The 20156-nt window shown below is 72.3% G+C and carries 16 protein-coding genes; 11 read left to right on the top strand and 5 right to left on the bottom strand.

Annotated features, from left to right (window positions below; translation table 11 throughout):
• Window positions 1-112 precede the first annotated feature (112 nt).
• From ACGFR9_RS33990 to ACGFR9_RS33975, 4 genes are read right to left on the bottom strand one after another with little or no spacing between them, the layout of a single operon-like run.
• The gene (locus ACGFR9_RS33990) at window positions 113-1885 is read right to left on the bottom strand and encodes an ABC transporter ATP-binding protein (RefSeq protein WP_393216550.1); all 1773 of its coding nucleotides are present in this window, start codon (window positions 1883-1885) and stop codon (window positions 113-115) included.
• Window positions 1882-3603 carry an ABC transporter ATP-binding protein gene (locus ACGFR9_RS33985; protein ID WP_393216548.1) on the bottom strand — a complete coding sequence of 574 codons (1722 nt, stop codon included), beginning with the start codon at window positions 3601-3603 and terminating at the stop codon, window positions 1882-1884. The genes ACGFR9_RS33990 and ACGFR9_RS33985 overlap by 4 nt, the downstream gene beginning before the upstream one ends.
• A gap of 29 nt (window positions 3604-3632) precedes the next feature.
• Complete coding sequence (locus ACGFR9_RS33980) at window positions 3633-5486, bottom strand: ABC transporter ATP-binding protein (protein WP_393216546.1); 1854 nt, start codon at window positions 5484-5486, stop codon at window positions 3633-3635.
• The gene (locus ACGFR9_RS33975) at window positions 5483-7336 is read right to left on the bottom strand and encodes an ABC transporter ATP-binding protein (protein WP_393216544.1); all 1854 of its coding nucleotides are present in this window, start codon (window positions 7334-7336) and stop codon (window positions 5483-5485) included. Before ACGFR9_RS33975 ends, ACGFR9_RS33980 begins: the two co-directional genes overlap by 4 nt.
• 184 nt (window positions 7337-7520) lie before the next feature.
• Between ACGFR9_RS33975 and ACGFR9_RS33970 the strand changes: the two genes are divergently transcribed.
• The 4 genes from ACGFR9_RS33970 to ACGFR9_RS33955 are packed head-to-tail and all read left to right on the top strand — an operon-like array spanning window position 7521 to window position 11098.
• Entirely contained in the window at window positions 7521-8423 is a 903-nt protein-coding gene (locus tag ACGFR9_RS33970; RefSeq protein ID WP_393216542.1) for an ABC transporter ATP-binding protein, read from the top strand.
• The gene (locus tag ACGFR9_RS33965) at window positions 8420-9169 is read left to right on the top strand and encodes an ABC transporter permease (protein ID WP_393216540.1); all 750 of its coding nucleotides are present in this window, start codon (window positions 8420-8422) and stop codon (window positions 9167-9169) included. Before ACGFR9_RS33970 ends, ACGFR9_RS33965 begins: the two co-directional genes overlap by 4 nt.
• An 8-nt stretch (window positions 9170-9177) precedes the next feature.
• Window positions 9178-10449 (top strand): sensor histidine kinase, encoded by a 1272-nt coding sequence (locus ACGFR9_RS33960; protein ID WP_393216538.1) that lies wholly within the window; start codon window positions 9178-9180, stop codon window positions 10447-10449.
• Window positions 10439-11098, top strand: a complete 660-nt coding sequence (locus tag ACGFR9_RS33955; protein ID WP_393216536.1) for a response regulator — start codon at window positions 10439-10441, stop codon at window positions 11096-11098. Before ACGFR9_RS33960 ends, ACGFR9_RS33955 begins: the two co-directional genes overlap by 11 nt.
• 15 nt (window positions 11099-11113) lie before the next feature.
• Here ACGFR9_RS33955 and glgX read toward each other — a convergent pair whose 3' ends face one another.
• Window positions 11114-13366, bottom strand: a complete 2253-nt coding sequence (gene glgX / locus ACGFR9_RS33950) for a glycogen debranching protein GlgX (protein ID WP_393216534.1) — start codon at window positions 13364-13366, stop codon at window positions 11114-11116.
• Between the two features lie 190 nt (window positions 13367-13556).
• On the opposite strand from glgX, the gene ACGFR9_RS33945 reads away from it, so the two are divergent.
• The 7 genes from ACGFR9_RS33945 to ACGFR9_RS33915 all read left to right on the top strand — a co-directional run bounded on the left by ACGFR9_RS33945 (window position 13557) and on the right by ACGFR9_RS33915 (window position 20115).
• A complete protein-coding gene (locus ACGFR9_RS33945; RefSeq protein ID WP_393216532.1) occupies window positions 13557-14777 on the top strand; it encodes an Ig-like domain-containing protein in 1221 nt (406 codons plus the stop codon).
• 145 nt (window positions 14778-14922) lie between these two features.
• Window positions 14923-16170: an Ig-like domain-containing protein gene (locus ACGFR9_RS33940; RefSeq protein WP_393216530.1), complete on the top strand. Its 1248-nt coding sequence runs from the start codon at window positions 14923-14925 to the stop codon at window positions 16168-16170.
• A gap of 134 nt (window positions 16171-16304) precedes the next feature.
• A complete protein-coding gene (locus tag ACGFR9_RS33935; RefSeq protein WP_393216528.1) occupies window positions 16305-16916 on the top strand; it encodes a TetR/AcrR family transcriptional regulator in 612 nt (203 codons plus the stop codon).
• Window positions 16913-17326: a DUF6069 family protein gene (locus ACGFR9_RS33930; protein ID WP_393216526.1), complete on the top strand. Its 414-nt coding sequence runs from the start codon at window positions 16913-16915 to the stop codon at window positions 17324-17326. The genes ACGFR9_RS33935 and ACGFR9_RS33930 overlap by 4 nt, the downstream gene beginning before the upstream one ends.
• Before the next feature lie 142 nt (window positions 17327-17468).
• Window positions 17469-18236 carry an enoyl-CoA hydratase/isomerase family protein gene (locus ACGFR9_RS33925; protein ID WP_393216524.1) on the top strand — a complete coding sequence of 256 codons (768 nt, stop codon included), beginning with the start codon at window positions 17469-17471 and terminating at the stop codon, window positions 18234-18236.
• Between the two features lie 168 nt (window positions 18237-18404).
• Entirely contained in the window at window positions 18405-19013 is a 609-nt protein-coding gene (locus ACGFR9_RS33920; RefSeq protein ID WP_393216522.1) for an ATP-binding protein, read from the top strand.
• A 187-nt stretch (window positions 19014-19200) separates the two neighbouring features.
• The gene (locus tag ACGFR9_RS33915; RefSeq protein WP_393216520.1) at window positions 19201-20115 is read left to right on the top strand and encodes a MerR family transcriptional regulator; all 915 of its coding nucleotides are present in this window, start codon (window positions 19201-19203) and stop codon (window positions 20113-20115) included.
• The last annotated feature ends 41 nt before the right edge of the window (window positions 20116-20156 follow it).

Here is a 20156-nt window from a genome sequence, read left to right as displayed (position 1 = left end):
AACAGTCAAGTCCGGGGGCTGGGGTTTGGGGGTCTCTTCGCCCCCACCGCCCCTTCCCTTCCCGTCCCCGGGCTGTGCCCCAGACCCCCCTTCGGCCCTTCGGGCCTCGTCCTCAGACGTCGGACGGGCTGATCGACGGCCGGTCGCCGTGCCAGGAGTTCCACAACGCCGCGTAGGCGCCGCCTGCCGCCACCAGCGCCTCGTGGGTGCCCAGTTCGGTGAGACGGCCGTTCTCCATGACCGCCACCCTGTCCGCGTCGTGGGCCGTGTGGAGGCGGTGCGCGATGGCGATGACCGTGCGGCCCGCCAGGACCGCCGCCAGGGCTCGTTCCGTGTGGCGGGCCGTCGTCGGGTCGAGGAGGGCCGTGGCCTCGTCGAGAATCAGGGTGTGGGGGTCGGCCAGGACCACCCGGGCCAGCGCGAGTTGCTGCGCCTGGGAGCCGTCCGTGGCGTGTCCGGCCTCGCCCAGCTCCGTGTCCAGGCCCTCCGGCAGCTCCCGTACCCAGGACTCGGCACCGACGACGGCCAGCGCCGCCCACAACCTCTCGTCCCCTGCCTCCGGTTCGGCGATCCGGAGATTGTCGCGAACCGTACCGAGGAACACATGGTGCTCCTGGGTGACCAGTACCACCTGCCGGCGCAGCCGCTCCGGGTCCAGGCCGGAAACCGGCACCCCGCCCACCGTCACCGCCCCCGCAGTCGGCGCGTCCACGCCCGCCAGCAGTCGGCTCAGCGTGGTCTTGCCCGCGCCGGACGGCCCCACCACGGCCAGCCGTTCGCCCGGTGTCACCGTCAGATCGACCCCGTGCAGCACCTCCCCGCCGCCGTCGTAGGCGTAGCGCACGCCCGTCACGTCGATGCGGTCGTCGGCCGGATCCGGACTGTCGCCCCGCTCCGCCGCCCGCGGCGCCCGCGCCAGCCCCTCCACCCGGGCGAAGGAGGCGCCGCTGGCCTGCAGTTGCTCCAGCCGCATCAGCACCTCGTCCAGCGGGCCGCTCAACTGCAGCAGATACAGCGAGGTCGCCACCACCTCCCCGAGGCTCACCGCGCCCCGCCCGTGCAGCCAGCCGCCGATCAGCAGCACCCCGGCGACCGGTACGACGTACGACACCTCGACCACCGGGAAGAACACCGTGCGCAGGAACAGGGTGCGGAACCGGGTGCGGCGGGAGGTCTCCAGCGCCTCCCGGTTGGCGCGGATCCGCCGCTCCTCGAGCCGGAACGCCTCCACCGTGCGGGCCCCGGACGCGGTCGCCGCGACGATCTCCGCGACGTCCGAGTTCGCCGCCCCCTCGGCGAGATAGGCGTCGCGGGCCCGGCGCAGATACCAGCGCAGCACGAGCCAGATCGGCGTCAGACCGAGCAGTCCGAGGAAGCCCAGCAGCGGGTTCACCACCAGGACCGCGACCACCACGAACAGCGCCTGCACGGCGTTGATCAGCAGCGACGGCCCGGCGTCGCGCAGGGTCGTACCGACCGTGGTGACATCCGCCGTCCCCCGGGCCGTCAGATCGCCCGTGCCCGCCCGCTCCACCACCGACGAGGGCAGCGCCAGCGCCCGGTCCACGAACCGTTCCCGCACCCGCGCCAGCGTCCGCTCACCGAACCGGTGCCCCACGAACCGGGCCCAGCGGGACAGCAGCAGCTGCGTGACGGCGCACAGCAGGATGACCGGCGCCAGCCGGTCGACGACGGCCACCCCGCCGCCGCCGCGCACCTCGTCGATGATCCGCCCCAGCAGCCAGGGCCCGGCCAGTCCGACCACGGCCGCCAGCCCGTTCAGCGCCAGCACACCGGCGAAGGCCCGCCCGTCCGACCGCACCAGCTCCGTGGCGGCCCGGCGCACATCGGCCGGTTCGGCCAGGGGAAGTCGTTCCCCGCTCATCCCGCGACCTCCTCGGCGGTGGTTTCCCCGGCATCCCTGGCCACCAGCTCCCGGTAGCCGGGTTCGTAGTCGAGAAGCCCCTGGTGGCTGCCGCTCGCGGAGACCTTCCCGTCGACCAGGAAGACCACCTCGTCGGCCCGCGTGAGCACCAGCGGCGAGGTGGTGACCAGCAGCGTCGTACGGCCCCTGCGGGCTTCCCGCAGCCGGTCGGCGACCGTGGCCTCGGTGTGCGCGTCGAGCGCCGACGTGGGCTCCGCCGCCAGCAGCACCTCAGGGTCGGCCAGCAACGCCCGCGCCAGGCGCACGCGCTGCCGCTGGCCGCCGGAGAGGCTGCGGCCCTGCGCGGACACGACCGAGTCCAGCCCGTCGGGCAGGCCCTGCACGATGTCCTCGGCGGCCGCCGCGCGCAGCGCGCCCAGCACCTTCTCGTCGGACGGATCCCCGCGCCCGGCCACCACCTCCCGCAGCGGACCGGCGAACAGGTCCGCCTCCGGATCGGCGACCAGGATCCGCTCCCGCACCCGCGCGAGCGCGATCTCGTCCAGCCGCACCCCGCCCCAGGTCACGCCGGACGGCGCGTACCGGCCGAGGCGGTCCACCACGGCGAGCGCGTCGGCGGGACGCGCGGCGGTGAGCGCGGTCAGCCGGCCCGGCAGCAGCCGTACCCCGGACTCCGGGTCGTACAGCACGGAGGGCTCGGCCGGCGCGTCGGCGGTGGCGGCGTCGGCCGGCGGCTCCAGCCGCAGCAGCGCCGTCACCCGGCGGGCGGCCACCACGCCCCGGCTCAGCGAGTAGCCGCACTCGATGAGGAACATCACCGGCCACACCAGAATGGCCACATAGCCGTACACCGACACGAGTTCGCCCACACTGATGTGTCCCTGCGCGGCCTGCCGCGCCGCGATCCAGGTCACCCCCGCGAGGAAAAGCGCCGGCAGACCCGCGGAGAGTGCCTGCATCCAGCTGGTCACCGCGCCCACCCGGTAGCCCTGATCGCGCAGCCGCCGCGAGTCACGGCGGAAGGCGTCGGAGACGAGGTTCTTCCCGCCGAGCCCGCTCAACACCCGCAGGCCGCCCGCCAGATCACCGATCCGCGCGGTCAGCACGCCCTGCCGCTCCCGGTACTCCGTCTCCGTGCCCTGCAGCCACCCCGCCAGCGGTCCCACGGTGAGACCGATCACCGGGACCCCGAGCAGCACCACCACCGCCAGCAGCGGCGACACCGACAACAGCAGCCCGGCCACCGCGAGATACGCCACGACCGCGCCGATCCCCGGCCCGACGGCGGTGAGCGAATGGGCGATCATCTGCACATCGCCCACCCCGATGGTGACGATCTCCCCGGCACCGGTGCGCCGCTCCAGCGACGCTCCCAGCCGTACCGTCTGCCCCACGACCACCTTCACCGTGCGGAAGTTGGCGTCCATCCGCACCAGCGTCATGGTGCGGTGCCGCATGATGCCCAGCCACGAGTTGAAGGCGTTCACCACGATCAGGGCGCCGGTCCACCACGCCAGCGCCCGCATGTCCCCCGGCTCCAGCCCGTCGTCCACGGCCCGCGACATCAGATACGGGGTCGCCGCCAGCAGCACCATCCACGCACAGCTCAGCACCGCCCCCCACCCACACCGCCCCGGCTGCCGCAGCACCAGCCACCACAGATACCGGGCCCCGCCCCGCCGGTCGGGCGTGCCGGGATCCTCGTACGCGTCGATCACGTTCCGTTCTCCCCTGTCGTCCGTCGCCGCTACGCCAGACTGTCCCGCCAGGCGCGGTGCAGGTCGGCGAACCTGCCCGTCCCGGCGATGAGTTCGGCCGGGCTGCCGTCCTCCACGATCCGTCCGTGCTCCATCACCAGGACCCGGTCGGCGATCTCCACGGTCGACAGCCGGTGCGCGATCACCACCGCCGTACGCCCCTTCAGCACCGTCGCCATCGCCCGCTGCACCGCCCGTTCGCCGGGGACGTCCAGGGAACTGGTCGCCTCGTCGAGGATGAGGACCGCCGGGTCCGCCAGCAATGCCCGGGCGAAGGAGACCAGTTGGCGCTGACCGGCCGAGATACGACCGCCCCGCTTGCGTACGTCGGTGTCATAGCCGTCGGGGAGGGCGGCGATGAAGTCGTGCGCGCCGATCTCCTTCGCCGCCTGCTCGATCTCCGCGCGGGTGGCGTCCGGCCGTCCGATCGAGATGTTCTCGGCGATCGTGCCGGAGAACAGGAACGCCTCCTGTGTCACCATCACCACCTCGCGCCGCAGATCGCGTCCCGTGACGTCGAGCAGGTCCACGCCGTCGAGCAGCACCCGGCCGTCGGTGGGGTCGTAGAAGCGGGCGAGCAGCTTCGCCAGCGTCGACTTGCCCGCGCCGGTCGAGCCGACGACCGCGACGGTCTGCCCGGCCGGGAGCGTGAGGCCGAAGCTGGGCAGCACCTCGCCGCCCGTGCGGTACGCGAACCGGACGTCGTCGAAGACGACCTCGCGGCCGGGGAGTTCGGAGCGCCGGGCGGGCAGTTCGCGCGGGGTGGACGGTTCGGGCACGGACGGGTTCTGGGCCAGCAGACCGGCGATCTTCTCCAGGGAGGCGGCCGCCGACTGGTAGGAGTTGAGGAACATGCCGAGCCGGTCGATCGGGTCGTAGAGGCGGCGGAGGTAGAGGACCGCCGCCGCCAGTACGCCCAGTTCGAGGGTGTCGTCCGCCACCCGGTAGGCGCCCCACAGCACGATCAGCGCGACCGTGGTGTTCGCGGTGATCCGGGAGCCGACCACATAGCGGGCCATCTCAAGCAGCGCGTCGCCGTTGGTCCGCTCATGCCGCCGGTTCAGCACCGCGAAGTCGGCGTCGTTCGCCGCCTCGCGGCGGAAGGCGCGCACCGGACGGATGCCGTTCATCGTCTCGACGAACTTCACGATCACCGCCGCGATGGCCGTCGACCGCTTCCGGTACACCCGTCCCGCCCGTCGCTGATACGACCGTACGAGCAGATACAGCGGTACGAACGACGCCACCGCGACGGCGCCGAGGCCGAGGTCCAGCCAGAGCAGCAGCACCGAGATGTAGACGGCGGACAGGATCACCATCACGAGCTCCTGGAGGCCCTCCTCCAGGAGTTCCCGCAGCGACTCGACGTCGGTGGTGGAGCGGGAGATGAGACGGCCCGAGGTGTAGCGCTCGTGGAAGTCGACGCTGAGCGCCTGCGCGTGCCGGAAGATACGGCCGCGCAGATCGAGCAGGACGTCCTGGCTGACCCGGGCGGAGGCGTTGACGAACGCGTACTGGAGCCCGCCGGCGGACACCGCGCACAGCAGATAGCCCACCGCCACGGCGATCAGCGGGCCGTTGTCGTTCTCGCGGAACGCCGGTACGGCTCGGTCGATGGCGTACGCCACCAGCAGCGGGCCCGCCTGCACGGCGGCCTGCTGGAGCAGCAGCAGGAGGGCGGTGACGGCGACCCTGCCCCGCATGGGGGAGAGCAGGGAACGCAGCAGTACGCCGGTGGCGCCCGGGGGAGCCGGCAACCGGTCCTGGTCGAAGGGGTCGTCGGACGGCCGGGTCAGGTCGTCGTCGTCCTCGTCCCGGGCGGGGGCGGTGGTGGTCGCCGTCATCGCTCGTCGTCCTCCTGGGTTCCCGCGGGGTCGCCGGACATCAGGTGCGCGTACTCGGGGTTGCCGCGCAGCAGTTCGTGGTGGGTGCCGATCGCGGTGATCCTGCCGCCGGAGAGAAGAGCCACGCGGTCGGCGAGGAGGACCGTGGAGGGGCGGTGGGCCACGATGAGGGCGGTGGTGTCCGCGAGGACCCTGCGCAGCGCGGCTTCCACGGCGGCCTCGGTGTGTACGTCCAGGGCCGAGAGGGGGTCGTCGAGGACCAGGAAGTCGGGGCGGCCGACGACCGCTCTGGCCAGGGCGAGGCGTTGGCGCTGGCCGCCGGAGAGAGTCAGGCCCTGTTCGCCGACCTGGGTGTTCGTGCCGTGGGGGAGGGCGTGGGCGAAGTCCGCCTGGGCCACGGTGAGGGCGCGTTCCAGGTCTTCGTCGGTGGTGCCGCCGCCCATCAGTACGTTCTCGCCGACGCTGGCCGAGAAGAGGGTCGGCTCCTCGAAGGCGACGGCGACGCGGGAGCGGAGTTCCTCGCGGGACATCTCGGTGATGTCCGTGCCGTTGAGGGTGATGCGGCCTTCGGTGACCTCGTGCAGGCGGGGGACGAGGGCGGTGAGGGTGGTCTTGCCACTGCCGGTGGCACCGACGAGGGCGAGGGACTCGCCGGGGTGGATGTGGAGGTCGATGCGGTCGAGTACCGGGGTGGTGTCGGAGGGCGCGTCCGGGTAACGGAAGGTGACACCGTGAAAAGCCAGACCGCCCTGGCCCTGCTGGCCTTCCTGGCTGTTCCGGCCCTCCTGGCTGTGCCCGCCCTCTCTGCCCGCAGTGGCGGAGGCATGCTGGGAAGTTGCCGCAGGCTGTGGCTGGGTTTCGGGGCTGGCGTCCAGCACCTCGAAGTAGCGTTCCGTGGCCGTGGCCGCTTCCTGGCTCATCGCCAGCAGGAAGCCGATGGAGTCGACCGGCCAGCGGAGGGCCAGGGCTGTGGAGAGGAACGCGACCAGCGTGCCGGCGGAGAGGTCGCCGTCCGCCACCTGCACCGCGCCCAGCACCAGCGCCGCCCCGATGGCGAGTTCCGGCAGCGTCACTATGACGCCCAGGATCGTCGCCAGCAGCCGCGCCTTGTACAGTTCCGTCCCCCGCAGCTTCCCCGACAGCTCCCGGAACGCCAGCGCCTGGCTCCGGTGCCGCCCGAAGCCCTTGATGATCCGGATGCCGAGGACACCCTCCTCGACCACCGTCGTGAGGTCACCCACCTGGTCCTGCGCCAGCCGCGCCGCGCCCGAGTACCGCTTCTCGAACACCACGCACGTGATCAGCACCGGCACGGCGGGGATCAGGATGACCAGCCCCAGCGTCCAGTCCTGGATCAGCATGATGATCACGCCCACGAGGATCGTCACGGCGTTGACCAGCAGGAACGTCAACGGAAACGCCAGGAACATCCGCAGCAGCATCAGATCCGTGGTGGCCCGCGACAGCAGCTGCCCCGACGGCCACCGGTCGTGGAAGGCGACCGGCAGCCGCTGCAGATGCCGGTACAGCCCCGCCCGCATCTCCGCCTCGACACGCGACAGCGGACGCGCCACCAGCCACCGCCGGAACCCGAACAGCAGCGCCTCCGCCAGCCCGAGCAGCAGCAGGTACAGCGCGCCCAGCCAGACCCCCGCCGGATCCCGGTCGGCGATCGGCCCGTCCACCATCCACTTCAGGACGAGCGGGATGACCAGCCCGATGCAGGAGGCGAGGATCGCGATGAACGCGGCGGTGAACAACCGCGCCCGCACCGGCCTGACGTACGGCCACAGGCGGAGCAGCGTACGCACGGCGGAGCGGGGTTCCGGGGGAGAAGGTGTAGTGGGCATCAGCAGCGAGCCTACGGTTCGCCACTGACACTGCCCACCGAGTTTTGGCCGGACCACCCTCCGCCCCTGGTCCTACGACCTGCGCCTACGGCGAAGTCGTACGCCCGTGTCAACCGATCGGCGGATGGGCGTTCGAGCGCACCGGCCGATGTGCCGGTGGCCCCCGCGCGGCGACGCTGGGGCCATGTCCGTCATCGACGTCACCGATCTGCGCAAGTCCTACGGAGGCCGTGCGGCCGTCGACGGGGTCACCTTCACCGTCGAGGAGGGCGAGATCTTCGGCATCCTCGGCCCGAACGGCGCCGGCAAGACCACCACCGTCGAGTGCGTCGAGGGCCTGCGCGTGCCCGACGCCGGCCGTGTCCGGGTGGCCGGCCTCGACCCCGTCGCCGACCACGAGGAGGTCGCCCGCCTCCTCGGCGCCCAGCTGCAGCAGAGCGAACTCCAGCCCAAGCTCACCGTCCGCGAGGCGCTGGAGCTGTACGCCTCCTTCTATCCGCGGCCCGCCGACTGGCGCCCGCTGGCCGAACGCCTCGGCCTCGCCCCGAAGCTGACCACCCGGTTCGGCAGGCTCTCCGGCGGCCAGAAGCAGCGCCTGTTCATCGCGCTCGCCCTGATCGGCGATCCGCGCGTCGTGGTGCTGGACGAGCTGACCACCGGCCTCGACCCGCGTGCCCGGCGCGACACCTGGGAGCTCATCGAGGACATCCGCGCGGGTGGTGTCACCGTCCTCCTCGTCACTCACTTCATGGAGGAGGCGCAACGGCTCTGCGACCGGATCGCGGTCATCGACCGGGGCCGGGTCGCCGCGCTGGACACCCCCGCCGGGCTGATCCGCCGTTCGGCGGGCGCCACCGTCATCAGCTTCACGCCGTCCGAGCCGCTGGACGAGACGGATCTGCGGGCCCTGCCCGACCTCTCCTCCGCCGCGTTCAGGGACGGCCGCGTGACCCTGTCCGGCACGGACGAGACGGTCAACGCCGTCATCACCCTGCTCGCCCGCACCCGCGTCACCGCCCACCAGCTCCGGGTCACCGACACCACGCTGGACGACGCCTTCCTGGACCTCACGGAGGCCACCGCATGACCACCGACGTCCTCGACACCGCCGTACTGAAGACCGAACTGAGCCTGTTCCGGCGCGAACCAGGCGCCCTGTTCTGGATGCTGGTGTTCCCGACCCTGCTGCTGGTGATCCTCGGCTGTATCCCGTCCTTCCGCGAGGCCGACCCCTCCTACGGCGGACTGCGCCCGGTCGACGCCTACGTACCGGTGGCCGTCCTGCTGGGGCTGACCGTCGGCGGGCTGCAGGGCATGCCGCAGGTCCTCACCGGCTACCGGGAGCGGGGCATCCTGCGCCGGATGTCCGCCACGCCGGTGCGCCCGGCCGCGCTGCTGTCCGCGCAGATGGTGCTGTGCGGCGGGGCCGCCCTGCTCTCGGCGCTGCTCGCGCTCACGGTCGGCCGGCTCGCCTATGGCGTACGGCTGCCCGAACAGCCCTTCGGCTACCTTCTGGCGCTGCTCCTCGCCCTGCTCGCCACGCTCTCCCTGGGTGCCTTGCTCTCCGCCCTGTCCCGCACCACGAAGATGGCCGGCGCGGTCGGCTCGGCCGCGCTGTTCCCGGCGATGTTCTGCGCCGGCGTCTGGCTGCCGGTGCAGGCCATGCCGGACCTGCTGGCCGACATCGTCGGCTGGACCCCGTTCGGGGCCGCCGCACAGGCCCTGAACGAGGCCGCGGCCGGCGACTGGCCCGGCTGGTCCCACCTGGCGGTCCTGGTGGGGTGGACGGTGGTGCTCACCTCGGCGGCCGCGCGCCGCTTCCGCTGGGAATGAGCGCGCCGATGGCCGACACTGGCCCGATGACCGAGCCGGGCACCGTCGAACGCCAGTGGACGGCGTTCCACCAGTGGGGACCGTTCGGTCTGCTCGCCGTCGGCACGGCCGTCGCCGCCGCAGGCACCGGCCTGGTCGGCATGACGGCCGGCCAGTGGTACGTCGCCGGCCCCCTGGTCGCTGTCGCGGCCGGTCTGCAGGCGTGGTGGGCAGGGGCGGCCCGCGGCCGGCCGGGGCCGACCCCGGTGAGCGGCTGCCTCTACTTCGCGCGCTGCGCCATCACGTTCGTCCTGACCTGGCTCAACCCGCTGTTCGGCTTCTACGCGTACGCCGGCTACTTCGGGGCCGACCGGCTGCTGCCGCCCCGGCTGGTCACACCGGGACTGTTCCTCACGGCGGTGACCATCGCGGGCTCCCAGTCGGGCGGGCTGCCCCCGGACGACGAGCCGGGCTGGGTGCTCTTCGGCGCGATCCTCGCGGTCAACGTCGTCCTGCTCGTGGTGTTCGCCCGCCTCGCCGACACGGAGGCGGCCCGCAACCGCGCCCGGGTCCGGACCATCACCGAACTGGAGCGCACCAACACAGCGTTGCAGCAGGCCCTCGACGAGAACGCCGCACTGCACGCCCAGCTTCTCGTCCAGGCCCGCGAGGCCGGCGTCGCCGACGAGCGCAGACGCCTCGCCGCCGAGATCCACGACACCCTCGCCCAGGGCCTGACCGGCATCATCGCCCAGCTCCAGGTCGTGGCCGCCACCCCGGACCCCGGCCTCGGGCGCGCCCACCTGGACCGGGCCATGGCCCTGGCCCGGCACAGCCTCGGCGAGGCACGCCGCTCCGTGCACAACCTCGCGCCGGCCGCGCTGGCCGACGACACCCTGCCGGACGCGCTGGAGAAGACGGTGACGGCGTGGAGCGGACGTACCGGCGTCCGGCCCCGGTTCACCGTCACCGGCACCGCCGAGCCGCTCCACGACGAGGTCGCCGCCACACTGCTGCGCATCGCCGAGGAGGCCCTGTCCAACACGGCCCGGCACGCCGCCGCCGGCCGTGTCGGCGTCACCCTCTCCTACATGGGCGACGAGGTCACCCTGGACATCCGCGACGACGGCCGGGGCTTCGACCCGCTGACCGCACCGCGGCGCACGCCCGGCGGCGGGTTCGGCCTCGACGGCATGCGGGCCCGCGCCGAACGCGTCGCCGGCACCCTCACCGTCGAGGCCGAACCCGGTCACGGCACCGCCGTGTCGGCTCGCGTACCGTTGGTCCGCGATGACCGCTGACGCCACGGCCCCCGACGCCGTGATCACCCTCCTCGTCGTCGACGATCACCCCGTCGTGCGCGACGGACTGCGCGGCATGTTCGACTCCGCGCCCGGCTTCCGGGTCCTCGGCGAGGCGGCGAACGGCGCCGAGGCGCTGGAGCGGGCCGCCGTCCTGGACCCCGACGTGATCCTCATGGACCTGCGGATGCCCGGCGGGGGCGGCGTCGACGCCATCAGGGAACTGTCCCGGCGCGGCGCCCGCGCCAAGGTCCTCGTGCTCACCACGTACGACACCGACTCCGACACGATCCCGGCGATCGAGGCCGGCGCGACCGGCTATCTCCTCAAGGACGCGCCGCGCGAGGAGCTGTTCGGCGCGGTCCGCGCGGCGGCGGAGGGCCGTACGGTCCTCTCCCCGGCCGTCGCCTCCCGCCTGGTCTCCGCCGTCCGCACCCCCAGGGCCCCCGGCAACGAGCCCCTCTCCGCCCGTGAGCGGGAGGTGCTCGCACTGGTCGCGCGCGGCACCTCCAACAAGGAGATCGCCCGCGAGCTGTTCATCAGCGAGGCGACCGTGAAGACGCACCTCACCCACGTGTACGGCAAACTCGGCGTCAACGACCGCGCGGCGGCGGTCGCCGTCGGCTACGACCGGGGCATCCTCGGCTGAGGCCGGCCGACCCGCTCAGCCCCGCACCCGCAGCAGCAGCACCGTCCTCCCCGGCACGGTGACCGGCGTCCCCGCCGGGTGTTCCACGCCGGGGGAGTCCGACTGCTCCTCCCGCCCGGTGTCGACGACCACCTCGTACCGCTCCGCCCACGGCGGGCCCGGGAGTTCGAACTCCACCGGGTCCTCCCCGGCGTGCAGGACGGTCAGGAAACTGTCGTCCAGAACCGGTTCCCCGTGCTCGTCGCGCCCCGGGATGTCCCGCCCGGAGAGGTACATGCCGAGCGTGGCGGCCGGCGCGTACCAGTCGCCCTCGGTCATCTCCGTGCCGCGCGGGGTGAACCAGGCCAGGTCGCGCAGCCCGTCCGCGGAGTGCGCGCGGCCGGAGAAGAACGCCCGGCGGCGCAGTACCGGATGGTGGTGGCGCAGGGCGATCAGACGTGAGGTGAGCTCGAACAGGGGCCGCCAGTCCGGGTCTTCGAGCAGGGTCCAGTCCACCCAGCCGATCTCGTTGTCCTGGCAGTAGGCGTTGTTGTTGCCGCGCTGGGTACGGCCCAGCTCGTCGCCCGCGACCAGCATCGGCACGCCCGTCGACAGCAGCAGCGTGGTCAGCAGGTTCCGCAACTGCCGCCGTCGTAGCGCCCGTACGGCCTCGTCGTCCGTCTCCCCCTCCACACCGCAGTTCCAGGCGCGGTTGTCGTCGGTGCCGTCCCGATTGCCCTCGCCGTTCGCCTCGTTGTGCTTGCGGCCGTACGACACGAGGTCGCGCAGGGTGAAGCCGTCGTGCGCGGTGACGAAGTTGACCGAGGCGTACGGCCGCCGGCCGCCCCAGGCGTACAGGTCGCTGGAGCCGGACAGGCGGTAGCCCATCTCCCGTACGTCCGGCAGCGCGTGGCGCCAGAAGTCCCGCACGGTGTCGCGGTAGCGGTCGTTCCACTCCGTCCACAGGGGAGGGAACGCGCCCACCTGGTAGCCCCCGGACCCCACGTCCCACGGTTCCGCGATCAGCTTCACCCGGCGCAGCACCGGGTCCTGCGCGATCACCGCGAGGAACGGGGAGAGCATGTCGACGTCGTGCATGGAGCGGGCCAGCGCCGCCGCCAGGTCGAAGCGGAAACCGTCGACGCCCATCTCCGTCACCCAGTAGCGCAGGGAGTCCGTGATCAGGCGCAGTACGTGCGGCTGGACGACGTGCAGGGTGTTGCCGCAGCCCGTGTAGTCGGCGTACCGGCGGGCGTCGGGCTGGAGACGGTAGTAGCCGCGGTTGTCGACGCCCTTCAGGGAGAGCGTGGGCCCCAGCTCGCCCGCCTCCGCGGTGTGGTTGTAGACCACGTCGAGGATCACCTCGATCCCGGCCGCGTGCAGGGCGCGCACCATCCGCTTGAACTCGCCGACCTGCTGCCCCCTCGTCCCGAAGGCCGCGTAGCCGGCGTGCGGGGCGAAGTAGCCGATGGAGTTGTAGCCCCAGTAGTCGCGCAGGCCGCGCCGCAGCAGATGGTCCTCGTGCGCGAACTGGTGCACCGGCAGCAGCTCCACGGCCGTGACGCCCAGCCTCACCAGATGCTCGACCGCCGCCGGGTGGGCGAGACCGGCGTACGTGCCGCGCAGCTCCTCGGGGATGCCGGGGTGGCGGCGCGTGAACCCCTTGACGTGCAGCTCGTAGATCACCGAGTCCGCCCAGGGCGTCTTCGGCCGGCGGTCGTCCGCCCAGTCGTCGTCATCGTGGACGACCACACCCTTGGGGACGTACGGCGCCGAGTCCCGGTCGTCGCGCACGGTGTCCGCGACATGCTGCTCGGGCCAGTCGCGGACATGCCCGTACACCTCCGGCGGCAGCGCGAAGTCTCCGTCCACGGCGCGGGCGTACGGGTCGAGGAGCAGCTTCGCCGGGTTCCAGCGGGCGCCCGTCCACGGGTCCCAGCGGCCGTGCACCCGGTAGCCGTACCGCTGTCCGGGCAGTACGTCCGGTACGAAGCCGTGCCAGATCTCGTGCGTGAGTTCGGTCAGCCGGGCCCTGCGCTCCCGGCCCCGCTCGTCGAACAGACACAGCTCGACCCCCTCCGCCCCGCCCGCCCACAACGCAAAGTTGGTCCCCGCCACCCCGTCCGGGCCGACCCGGAACCGGGCGCCCAGCGGCGTCGGCCGGCCCGGCCGCACCGGCACCGTGGGCACGGGCGGCGCCGGCCGCACGCCGTTCACGACGGCGGCCGGGCGCCCGTCCCCGGTGGCCCGCTCCGCGGCCACCGCCTCCTGCTCGGCTGCGCTGGACACCTGTCAGCCTCCCGCGGCTCGTGGGGGACGACGTGCGGACAAGGGGTGTACGGCCCTTTCCCTCGGCTCCGGCCGCGGCTCCCCGGCGCGTCGTCCTCCCTCAGTTCTGCCCAGAGGGTGCCTCGCACTCACGTTTCCCCGGGGGCGGCATGGTCGTTTCCCGGAGGCGACGCCCGTCGTTGGTCACCCCGTGAGGTACGTACAAGGGCGCGCACGGCGCGCGAGGGCCGCGCTGGCAGCCGTAGTGACATGGGCAGGACTGCTGACCGGAGCCGCCGGCTGCACCCCGGACGGCGCCGTCGGCGGGGCGTTCGGGCCCCCGGCCGCCGAGGACGTCATCCGGGTGACGCCCGGCGACGGCAGCGAGGACGTACGCCCGGGCTCCGGGCTCCGGGTGCGGGTGCCGGACGGGCGGCTGGAGTCGGTGAAGGTCCTCGTGTCGCAGGACGCCCACGAGTCGCGGGTCCCGGGGCGGATCTCCGGCGACGGGCTGACCTGGCGGCCCGACGAGGAACGGCTGGCGCTCGCCGCGAGGTACACCGTCGACGCGGTCGCCGTGGACGGCTCCGGCCGTCGCTCCGCCCGCCGCACCACCTTCACCACGTATGTCCCGGAGGAACGCTTCATCGGCTACGTCGTTCCCGAGGACCGCACCACCGTCGGCACCGGCATGATCGTCTCCCTGGAGTTCAACCGGCGGATCGTGCACCGCGCGGCCGTCGAACGCGCCGTCCGCGTCACCGCCCGCCCGGCGGTCGAGATCCGCCCGCACTGGTTCGGCGGCACCCGGCTCGACTTCCGCCCCGAGCGGTACTGGAAGCCCGGCACCGAGGTCACCGTCACCCTGAACCTGCGCGATGTCGAGGGAGCGCCCGGCGTGTACGGGCTCCAGCGGCGCACGTTCACGTTCACCGTCGGCCGCAGTCAGGTGTCGGTGGTCGACGCCGCCGAACACACCATGCGGGTGCACCGGGACGGGGAGCTGCTGGCCACCGTGCCGGTCACGGCGGGCGCGCGGAAGACACCGACGTACAACGGCCTGATGGTGATCACCGAGATGCTCGAGGTCACCCGTATGAACGGCCGCACGGTCGGTTTCGGCGGCGAGTACGACATCCCCGATGTCCCGCACGCCATCCGGCTGACCGGTTCCGGCACCTTCCTGCACGGCAACTACTGGGCCGACACCGGGGTGTTCGGAGGCTCCAACGTCAGCCACGGCTGTGTGGGGCTGCGCGATGTGAAGGGCGGCGGGGCGGACACCCCGGCGGGCTGGTTCTTCGACCGCAGCCTCGTCGGCGACGTCGTCGAGGTGGTCAACAGTCAGGACCGTACGGTCGCCCCGGACAACGGTCTTGGTGGATGGAACATGAACTGGACGCGGTGGAAGGCGGGCACCGCGGTGAAGTGACTCCTCCGGCGGGCCGTTGAACTTGCAACGGAACGGTGACAAAGCCGTCGCCTCCAACGTCCCTGGCCTGTGGTTACTATGCGCCGAGCGCGCGTGGGGCGCGCGGGGGCGCGGGTCCGGCCAGGCCCGCCGAGGGGAGTAACAAGTGAACGTGGGACCCATATCGGGGGCGGCGCCGGCTGGCGCCAGGGGTCGCGGCGGACGGAGGCTGGCGGCGCTGGCACTCGGCCTGATGCTGGCGGTCACCGCCTGCGGCGGAGGGTCGGACGCGGGCAGCGGCTCGGGCGACGGCAAGAACAAGGGCAAGGACGCCACCGCCGCGCAGAGCAAGCAGTCCGAGGCCGTCGTCGCCATCGCGCCCGAGGACGGCGCGAAGTCCGTAGGGACCAGCGGCGCGCTGAAGGTGAGCGCGACGAAGGGCAAGCTGACCGAGGTCGTCGTCAAGAACCCGGACGGCAAGAAGATCGACGGCGAGTTGGCCGGGGACGGCGCCTCCTGGACGCCGTCCACCCATCTGGCCGCCTCCACCAAGTACACGGTGCACGCGGTCGCCAAGGACTCCGAGGGCCGTACGGCGGCCGAGGACTCCAGCTTCACCACGCTGACCCCGAAGAACACCTTCGTCGGCACCTTCACTCCGGAGGACGGCTCGAAGGTCGGCGTCGGCATGCCGTTCTCGCTCCGCTTCACCCGGGGCATCACCAACCCGGAGGACGTCGAGAAGGCCATCAGCATCACCACCGAGCCGGCCGTCGAGGTCGCGGGCCACTGGTTCGGCAACGACCGCCTCGACTTCCGGCCCGAAAAGTACTGGAAGGCCGGCACCAAGGTCACCGTCGACCTCAACCTCGACGGCGTCGAGGGCCGCGACGGCGTCTACGGGAAGCAGACCAAGAAGGTCTCCTTCACCATCGGCCGCGAGCAGGTCACCGTCGTCGACGCCAAGAAGCTCACGATGAAGGTCCAGCGGGACGGCAAGGTCGTCAAGACCATCCCGGTCACCACCGGTGCGCCCGGCTATGAGACCTGGAACGGCAAGATGGTCATCAGCGAGCGGCTGTCGGTCACCCGGATGAACGGTGAGACGGTCGGCTACGGCGGCGAGTACGACATCAAGGACGTCCCGCACGCCATGCGCCTGTCCACCTCCGGCACCTTCATCCACGGCAACTACTGGGGCGGCGACGCCTTCGGCAACCGCAACGCCAGTCATGGCTGCATCGGTCTGCGCGATGTCCGCGGCGGCTGGGACAAGGGCGCGCCGGCCGCCTGGTTCTTCAACAACTCGATGCTCGGCGACGTGGTGGAGGTCAAGAACTCCGACGACGCCACCATCGCCCCGGACAACGGCCTGAACGGCTGGAACATGTCCTGGGAGAAGTGGAAGGCGTAAGCGCCCGGGGCACTCGGTGCGTGCCCGAACGGTGACGGCGGGGCCGGTGACGGCCCCGCCGTCTTTTTGCTCCCAGGCCGGAGTGAGTACTCACTCATTGACGGAGTGAGTACTCACTCCGTATGCTCGCGGTCATGACGGAACCCAGCGAGAACCCGACCACCCGCCGCCGCGCCCCCGGCATGTCGCCGGAACGGCGCCGCGAAATGATCATCCAGACCGCGATCCCGCTGATCACCGAGTACGGCGCCGCCGTGACGACCGCGAAGATCGCCCGCGCCGCCGGCATCGGGGAGGGCACGATCTTCCGCGTCTTCGCCGACAAGGACGAGCTGCTGGGGGCCTGCGTCGCCGAGGCGCTCTCCCCCGAGCACGCGGTCCGCGAACTCGACGCGATCGACGTGTCCCAGCCACTGCCCGACCGGCTCGCCGAGGCGGCCGAGGCGCTGCAGGCGCACATGTCCAGGATGGGCGCGATCATGGGCTCCCTGGGCCATCGCGGCGGCAAGCACCCCGGCACGGTGCGCGGGGCGGGCCGCGAGGAGTCCACGGCCCGCATCCGTACGGCCCTGGCGGACCTCCTCGAGCCCGAGCGGTCCTCCCTGCGCCGCCCCCCGGAGCAGATCGCGGCCCTCTTCTTCGGCCTGCTCTTCGTCCAGCCCCGCACGGACGACGAACCCGACCTGACCCCGGGGGAACTGGTGGACGTCTTCCTGCACGGCGCGCTCTCGGAGAACACCGAATGACCACCCGGAAACGCCGCCTCACGGTCACGGTCCTGGCCGTCCTGGCCCCGCTCCTGGTGTGGCTGACCACGGACCCCCTGCTGGGCCACCACCCGCACATCACCGACGGCGAGGAGACCCTCGATCTGGGCGCCGCCCCGACAGCGGTCGTGGCCCTGCTCGCATCCCTCTCCGCCTGGGCCCTGCTGGCCACCCTGGAACGCTCCGGCATCCGCCGGGCCCGCACGATCTGGACGGTGACCGCCTGCGCGGTCCTGGCGTTGTCCTTCCTCCCGCTGACCGGCGACGGCATGGACGCCGGCACGCGGACCTCGCTCGCCCTGATGCACCTGGCGGTGGCGGCGGTACTGATCCCGGGGCTGGCGGGTGGGGCCGCACGAGCGGGGGGAGCCGGTGCCGCCGAGGCGTGACGCGAGGCGTTCCGCGATCCGCTGTCCCCGCGCGAGGGCGGCTCACGGCCGAGCGGCTCCACGCGTCGGAGCGGTCCGGCCCCCGGCTCGCGATCCCCACCCGTGGTACCCCCGGATGTGAACGCCCGCTAACCTGCGGGGCATGACCGTACATCTGGAAGTTGCCGAGGGCGTCGGGACGCTGCGGCTGGCGCGGCCGCCGATGAACGCGCTGGACGTCGCCACGCAGGACCGGTTGAAGGAGCTTGCCGAGGAGGCGGCCCGGCGGGACGACGTGCGAGCCGTGGTGATCTACGGGGGCGAGAAGGTGTTCGCGGCGGGTGCGGACATCAAGGAGATGCAGGCCATGGACCATGTGGCCATGGTGGGGCGGGCCCGTGCCCTTCAGGACTCCTTCACGGCCGTGGCGCGTATCCCCAAGCCCGTCGTGGCCGCCGTCACCGGGTACGCCCTCGGCGGAGGGTGTGAGCTGGCGCTCTGTGCCGACTATCGGATCGCCGGGGAGAACGCCAAGCTCGGGCAGCCCGAGATCCTGCTGGGCCTGATCCCGGGCGCCGGCGGAACCCAGCGGCTGTCCCGGCTGATCGGTCCCTCCAAGGCCAAGGACCTCATCTTCACCGGACGCCAGGTGCGCGCCGACGAGGCGCTGGCGCTCGGCCTGGTGGACCGGGTGGTGCCCGCCGGTGAGGTGTACGAGCAGGCGCACGCGTGGGCCGCGAAGCTGGCCCAGGGACCGGCGATCGCGCTCCGCGCGGCCAAGGAGTCGATCGACACCGGGCTGGAGACGGACATCGACACCGGGCTCGCCGTCGAGCGGAACTGGTTCGCCGGACTGTTCGCCACCGAGGACCGCGAGCGGGGCATGCGCAGCTTCGTGGAGGAGGGGCCCGGCAAGGCGAAGTTCCAGTGAAAATTCCTCGCCGGTCTTGCAATTGACGCGATGTCTGATGAGGGTCCCTCGATGGGGCGGATTATGGGAGCCTTAGTGCACCCTTAAGCCGTTCGTGTCGAGGGAGCCCGTCGATTGCCTGAGAGCGAGTCGTTTCCCCAGGTCGAACGTGGCCCCGGGGATTCCGAAATGCCTTCGGCATATGACAGTGGCCCTCCGTCGGACGGGGGCGTACGGGGGGCGTATTCCCCCGGAACGGCCCCCGGGGGCCCTGTGGACGGCCATGATGGGGGCATGGCGGGGCTGGAGGGCATGGAACAGCCGCGGGGAGACGGACGTGCGACCGCGTCGCGCTGGTCGCCGACGGTCGAGGACGAACACGCCCTGAAGGCGCTGGAGTTGTACGGCAACCCCACGGAGGCGGAGGTTCCGCTGGCGTCCCGGCCCGAGTCCGCCGCCACCGCCCGACGGCTCGTCCAGAGCGTGATCCTGCGCGAGTGGGGCCTCTCCGCGAAGATCACCGAGGACGCCGTCCTCCTCGTCTCCGAACTGGTCGGCAACGCCGTACGGCACACAGGCGCCCGGATCATCGGCCTGCGCATGCGCCACCGGCGCGGCTGGATCCGCGTCGAGGTCCGCGACCCGTCCCGCGGACTGCCCTGTCTGCTGCCCGTCCAGGAGCTCGACACCAGCGGCCGGGGCCTCTTCCTCGTCGACAAACTCGCCGACCGCTGGGGCGTCGACCTGCTGCCCCGCGGCAAGACCACCTGGTTCGAGATGCGGGTCAGCGACCGCTGAGGGCTCACAGCGTGCCGCGAGTCTCCGGCTGCCGACGGGCCCGGACGTCGGGGCATTGCCGATGACGGCACCTGGCGCGCGCCGTGGGGCACCGGCTGTCGGCGGGTTCCGACCGCCGGGCCCGGTTGATGACGGCCCCGAGGTACGCCTTGAGTCTCCACCCGCTGGAGGGCCCAGACTCCAGGGCATGACCGACGACAGCTCCGGGCTGCTCACCATCGGCGCGCTCGCGCGGGCCACCGGGCTGTCCGTGCGCACCATCCGCTACTGGTCCGACGAGGGCGCCCTGCCGCCGGTGGCGCGCTCCTCGGGCGGCTACCGGCTGTACGACGCCGGATCCGTCGCCCGTCTGGAACTGGTCCGCACCCTGCGTGAACTGGGCCTCGGCCTCGACGACGTACGCCGGGTACTGACCGGCGAGACGACGGTCGCACGGGTGGCGGCGGCGCACGTCGCCGCGCTGGACGCCCAGATCCGGTCACTGAAGCTGACCCGCGCTGTGCTGTCGACCGTGGCACGCCGCGGCTCGACCGCGGAGGAGACGACACTCATGAACAAACTGGCACGACTGTCGGCCGCCGAGCGCGGCCGGATCATCGAGGACTTCATGGCCGAGGTCTTCGAAGGCATCGACACCGCCGACCCCGACATCCGTAGCCGCCTGCGCTTCGCCGTCGGCAACCTGCCCGACGACCCCACCCCCGAGCAGGCCGACGCCTGGGTGGAACTGGCCGAGCTGATCCAGGACCCGGAGTTCCGGGCCGACATGCGCAGGATGATCGAGCTCAACGCGGCGGACCGGGGGCCGGACGTCCCCGCCGGCACCTCCCTGTGGCTCATGAGCCGGCTGGTGCAGCTCGCGAGCGGGGCGCTCCGGGACGGCATCGCGCCCGACTCGCCCCGGGCCCCCCGGGTGCTGCGCGAGCTGATCGGGAACGCCGACCCCGACACCGTACGGGAACGCCTCGCGGCGGCGACGAACGTACGCCTCGCCCGCTACCGCGAACTGTCCGCGGTCATGAACGGTCTGGAACCGCCCACCGCGTACGAGGAGCAGTTCCGGTGGGTGGTCGCCGCACTGGAGGTCCAGGTGGCCCGATAACCTGATCTATGTCAGTAGGACGGCACAGTACGAGATGAGGG

The sequence above is a fragment of the Streptomyces sp. NPDC048584 genome (assembly GCF_043199595.1).
Taxonomy (GTDB): Bacteria; Actinomycetota; Actinomycetes; order Streptomycetales; family Streptomycetaceae; genus Streptomyces; species Streptomyces edwardsiae.
The sequence above is the reverse complement of the archived record's forward strand: the minus strand, read 5'-3'. Positions and strand labels throughout refer to the sequence as shown.

What these genes read in the sequence shown, in the direction of transcription:
- ACGFR9_RS33990 (WP_393216550.1), bottom strand. Translation starts at nt 1,885, where the DNA reads ATGAGCGGGGAACGACTTCCCCTGGCCGAACCGGCCGATGTGCGCCGG.
- ACGFR9_RS33980 (WP_393216546.1), bottom strand. Translation starts at nt 5,486, where the DNA reads ATGACGGCGACCACCACCGCCCCCGCCCGGGACGAGGACGACGACGAC.
- ACGFR9_RS33975 (WP_393216544.1), bottom strand. Translation starts at nt 7,336, where the DNA reads ATGCCCACTACACCTTCTCCCCCGGAACCCCGCTCCGCCGTGCGTACG.
- ACGFR9_RS33970 (WP_393216542.1), top strand. Translation starts at nt 7,521, where the DNA reads ATGTCCGTCATCGACGTCACCGATCTGCGCAAGTCCTACGGAGGCCGT.
- ACGFR9_RS33965 (WP_393216540.1), top strand. Translation starts at nt 8,420, where the DNA reads ATGACCACCGACGTCCTCGACACCGCCGTACTGAAGACCGAACTGAGC.
- ACGFR9_RS33960 (WP_393216538.1), top strand. Translation starts at nt 9,178, where the DNA reads ATGGCCGACACTGGCCCGATGACCGAGCCGGGCACCGTCGAACGCCAG.
- ACGFR9_RS33955 (WP_393216536.1), top strand. Translation starts at nt 10,439, where the DNA reads ATGACCGCTGACGCCACGGCCCCCGACGCCGTGATCACCCTCCTCGTC.
- ACGFR9_RS33935 (WP_393216528.1), top strand. Translation starts at nt 16,305, where the DNA reads ATGACGGAACCCAGCGAGAACCCGACCACCCGCCGCCGCGCCCCCGGC.
- ACGFR9_RS33930 (WP_393216526.1), top strand. Translation starts at nt 16,913, where the DNA reads ATGACCACCCGGAAACGCCGCCTCACGGTCACGGTCCTGGCCGTCCTG.
- ACGFR9_RS33925 (WP_393216524.1), top strand. Translation starts at nt 17,469, where the DNA reads ATGACCGTACATCTGGAAGTTGCCGAGGGCGTCGGGACGCTGCGGCTG.
- ACGFR9_RS33920 (WP_393216522.1), top strand. Translation starts at nt 18,405, where the DNA reads ATGCCTTCGGCATATGACAGTGGCCCTCCGTCGGACGGGGGCGTACGG.
- ACGFR9_RS33915 (WP_393216520.1), top strand. Translation starts at nt 19,201, where the DNA reads ATGACCGACGACAGCTCCGGGCTGCTCACCATCGGCGCGCTCGCGCGG.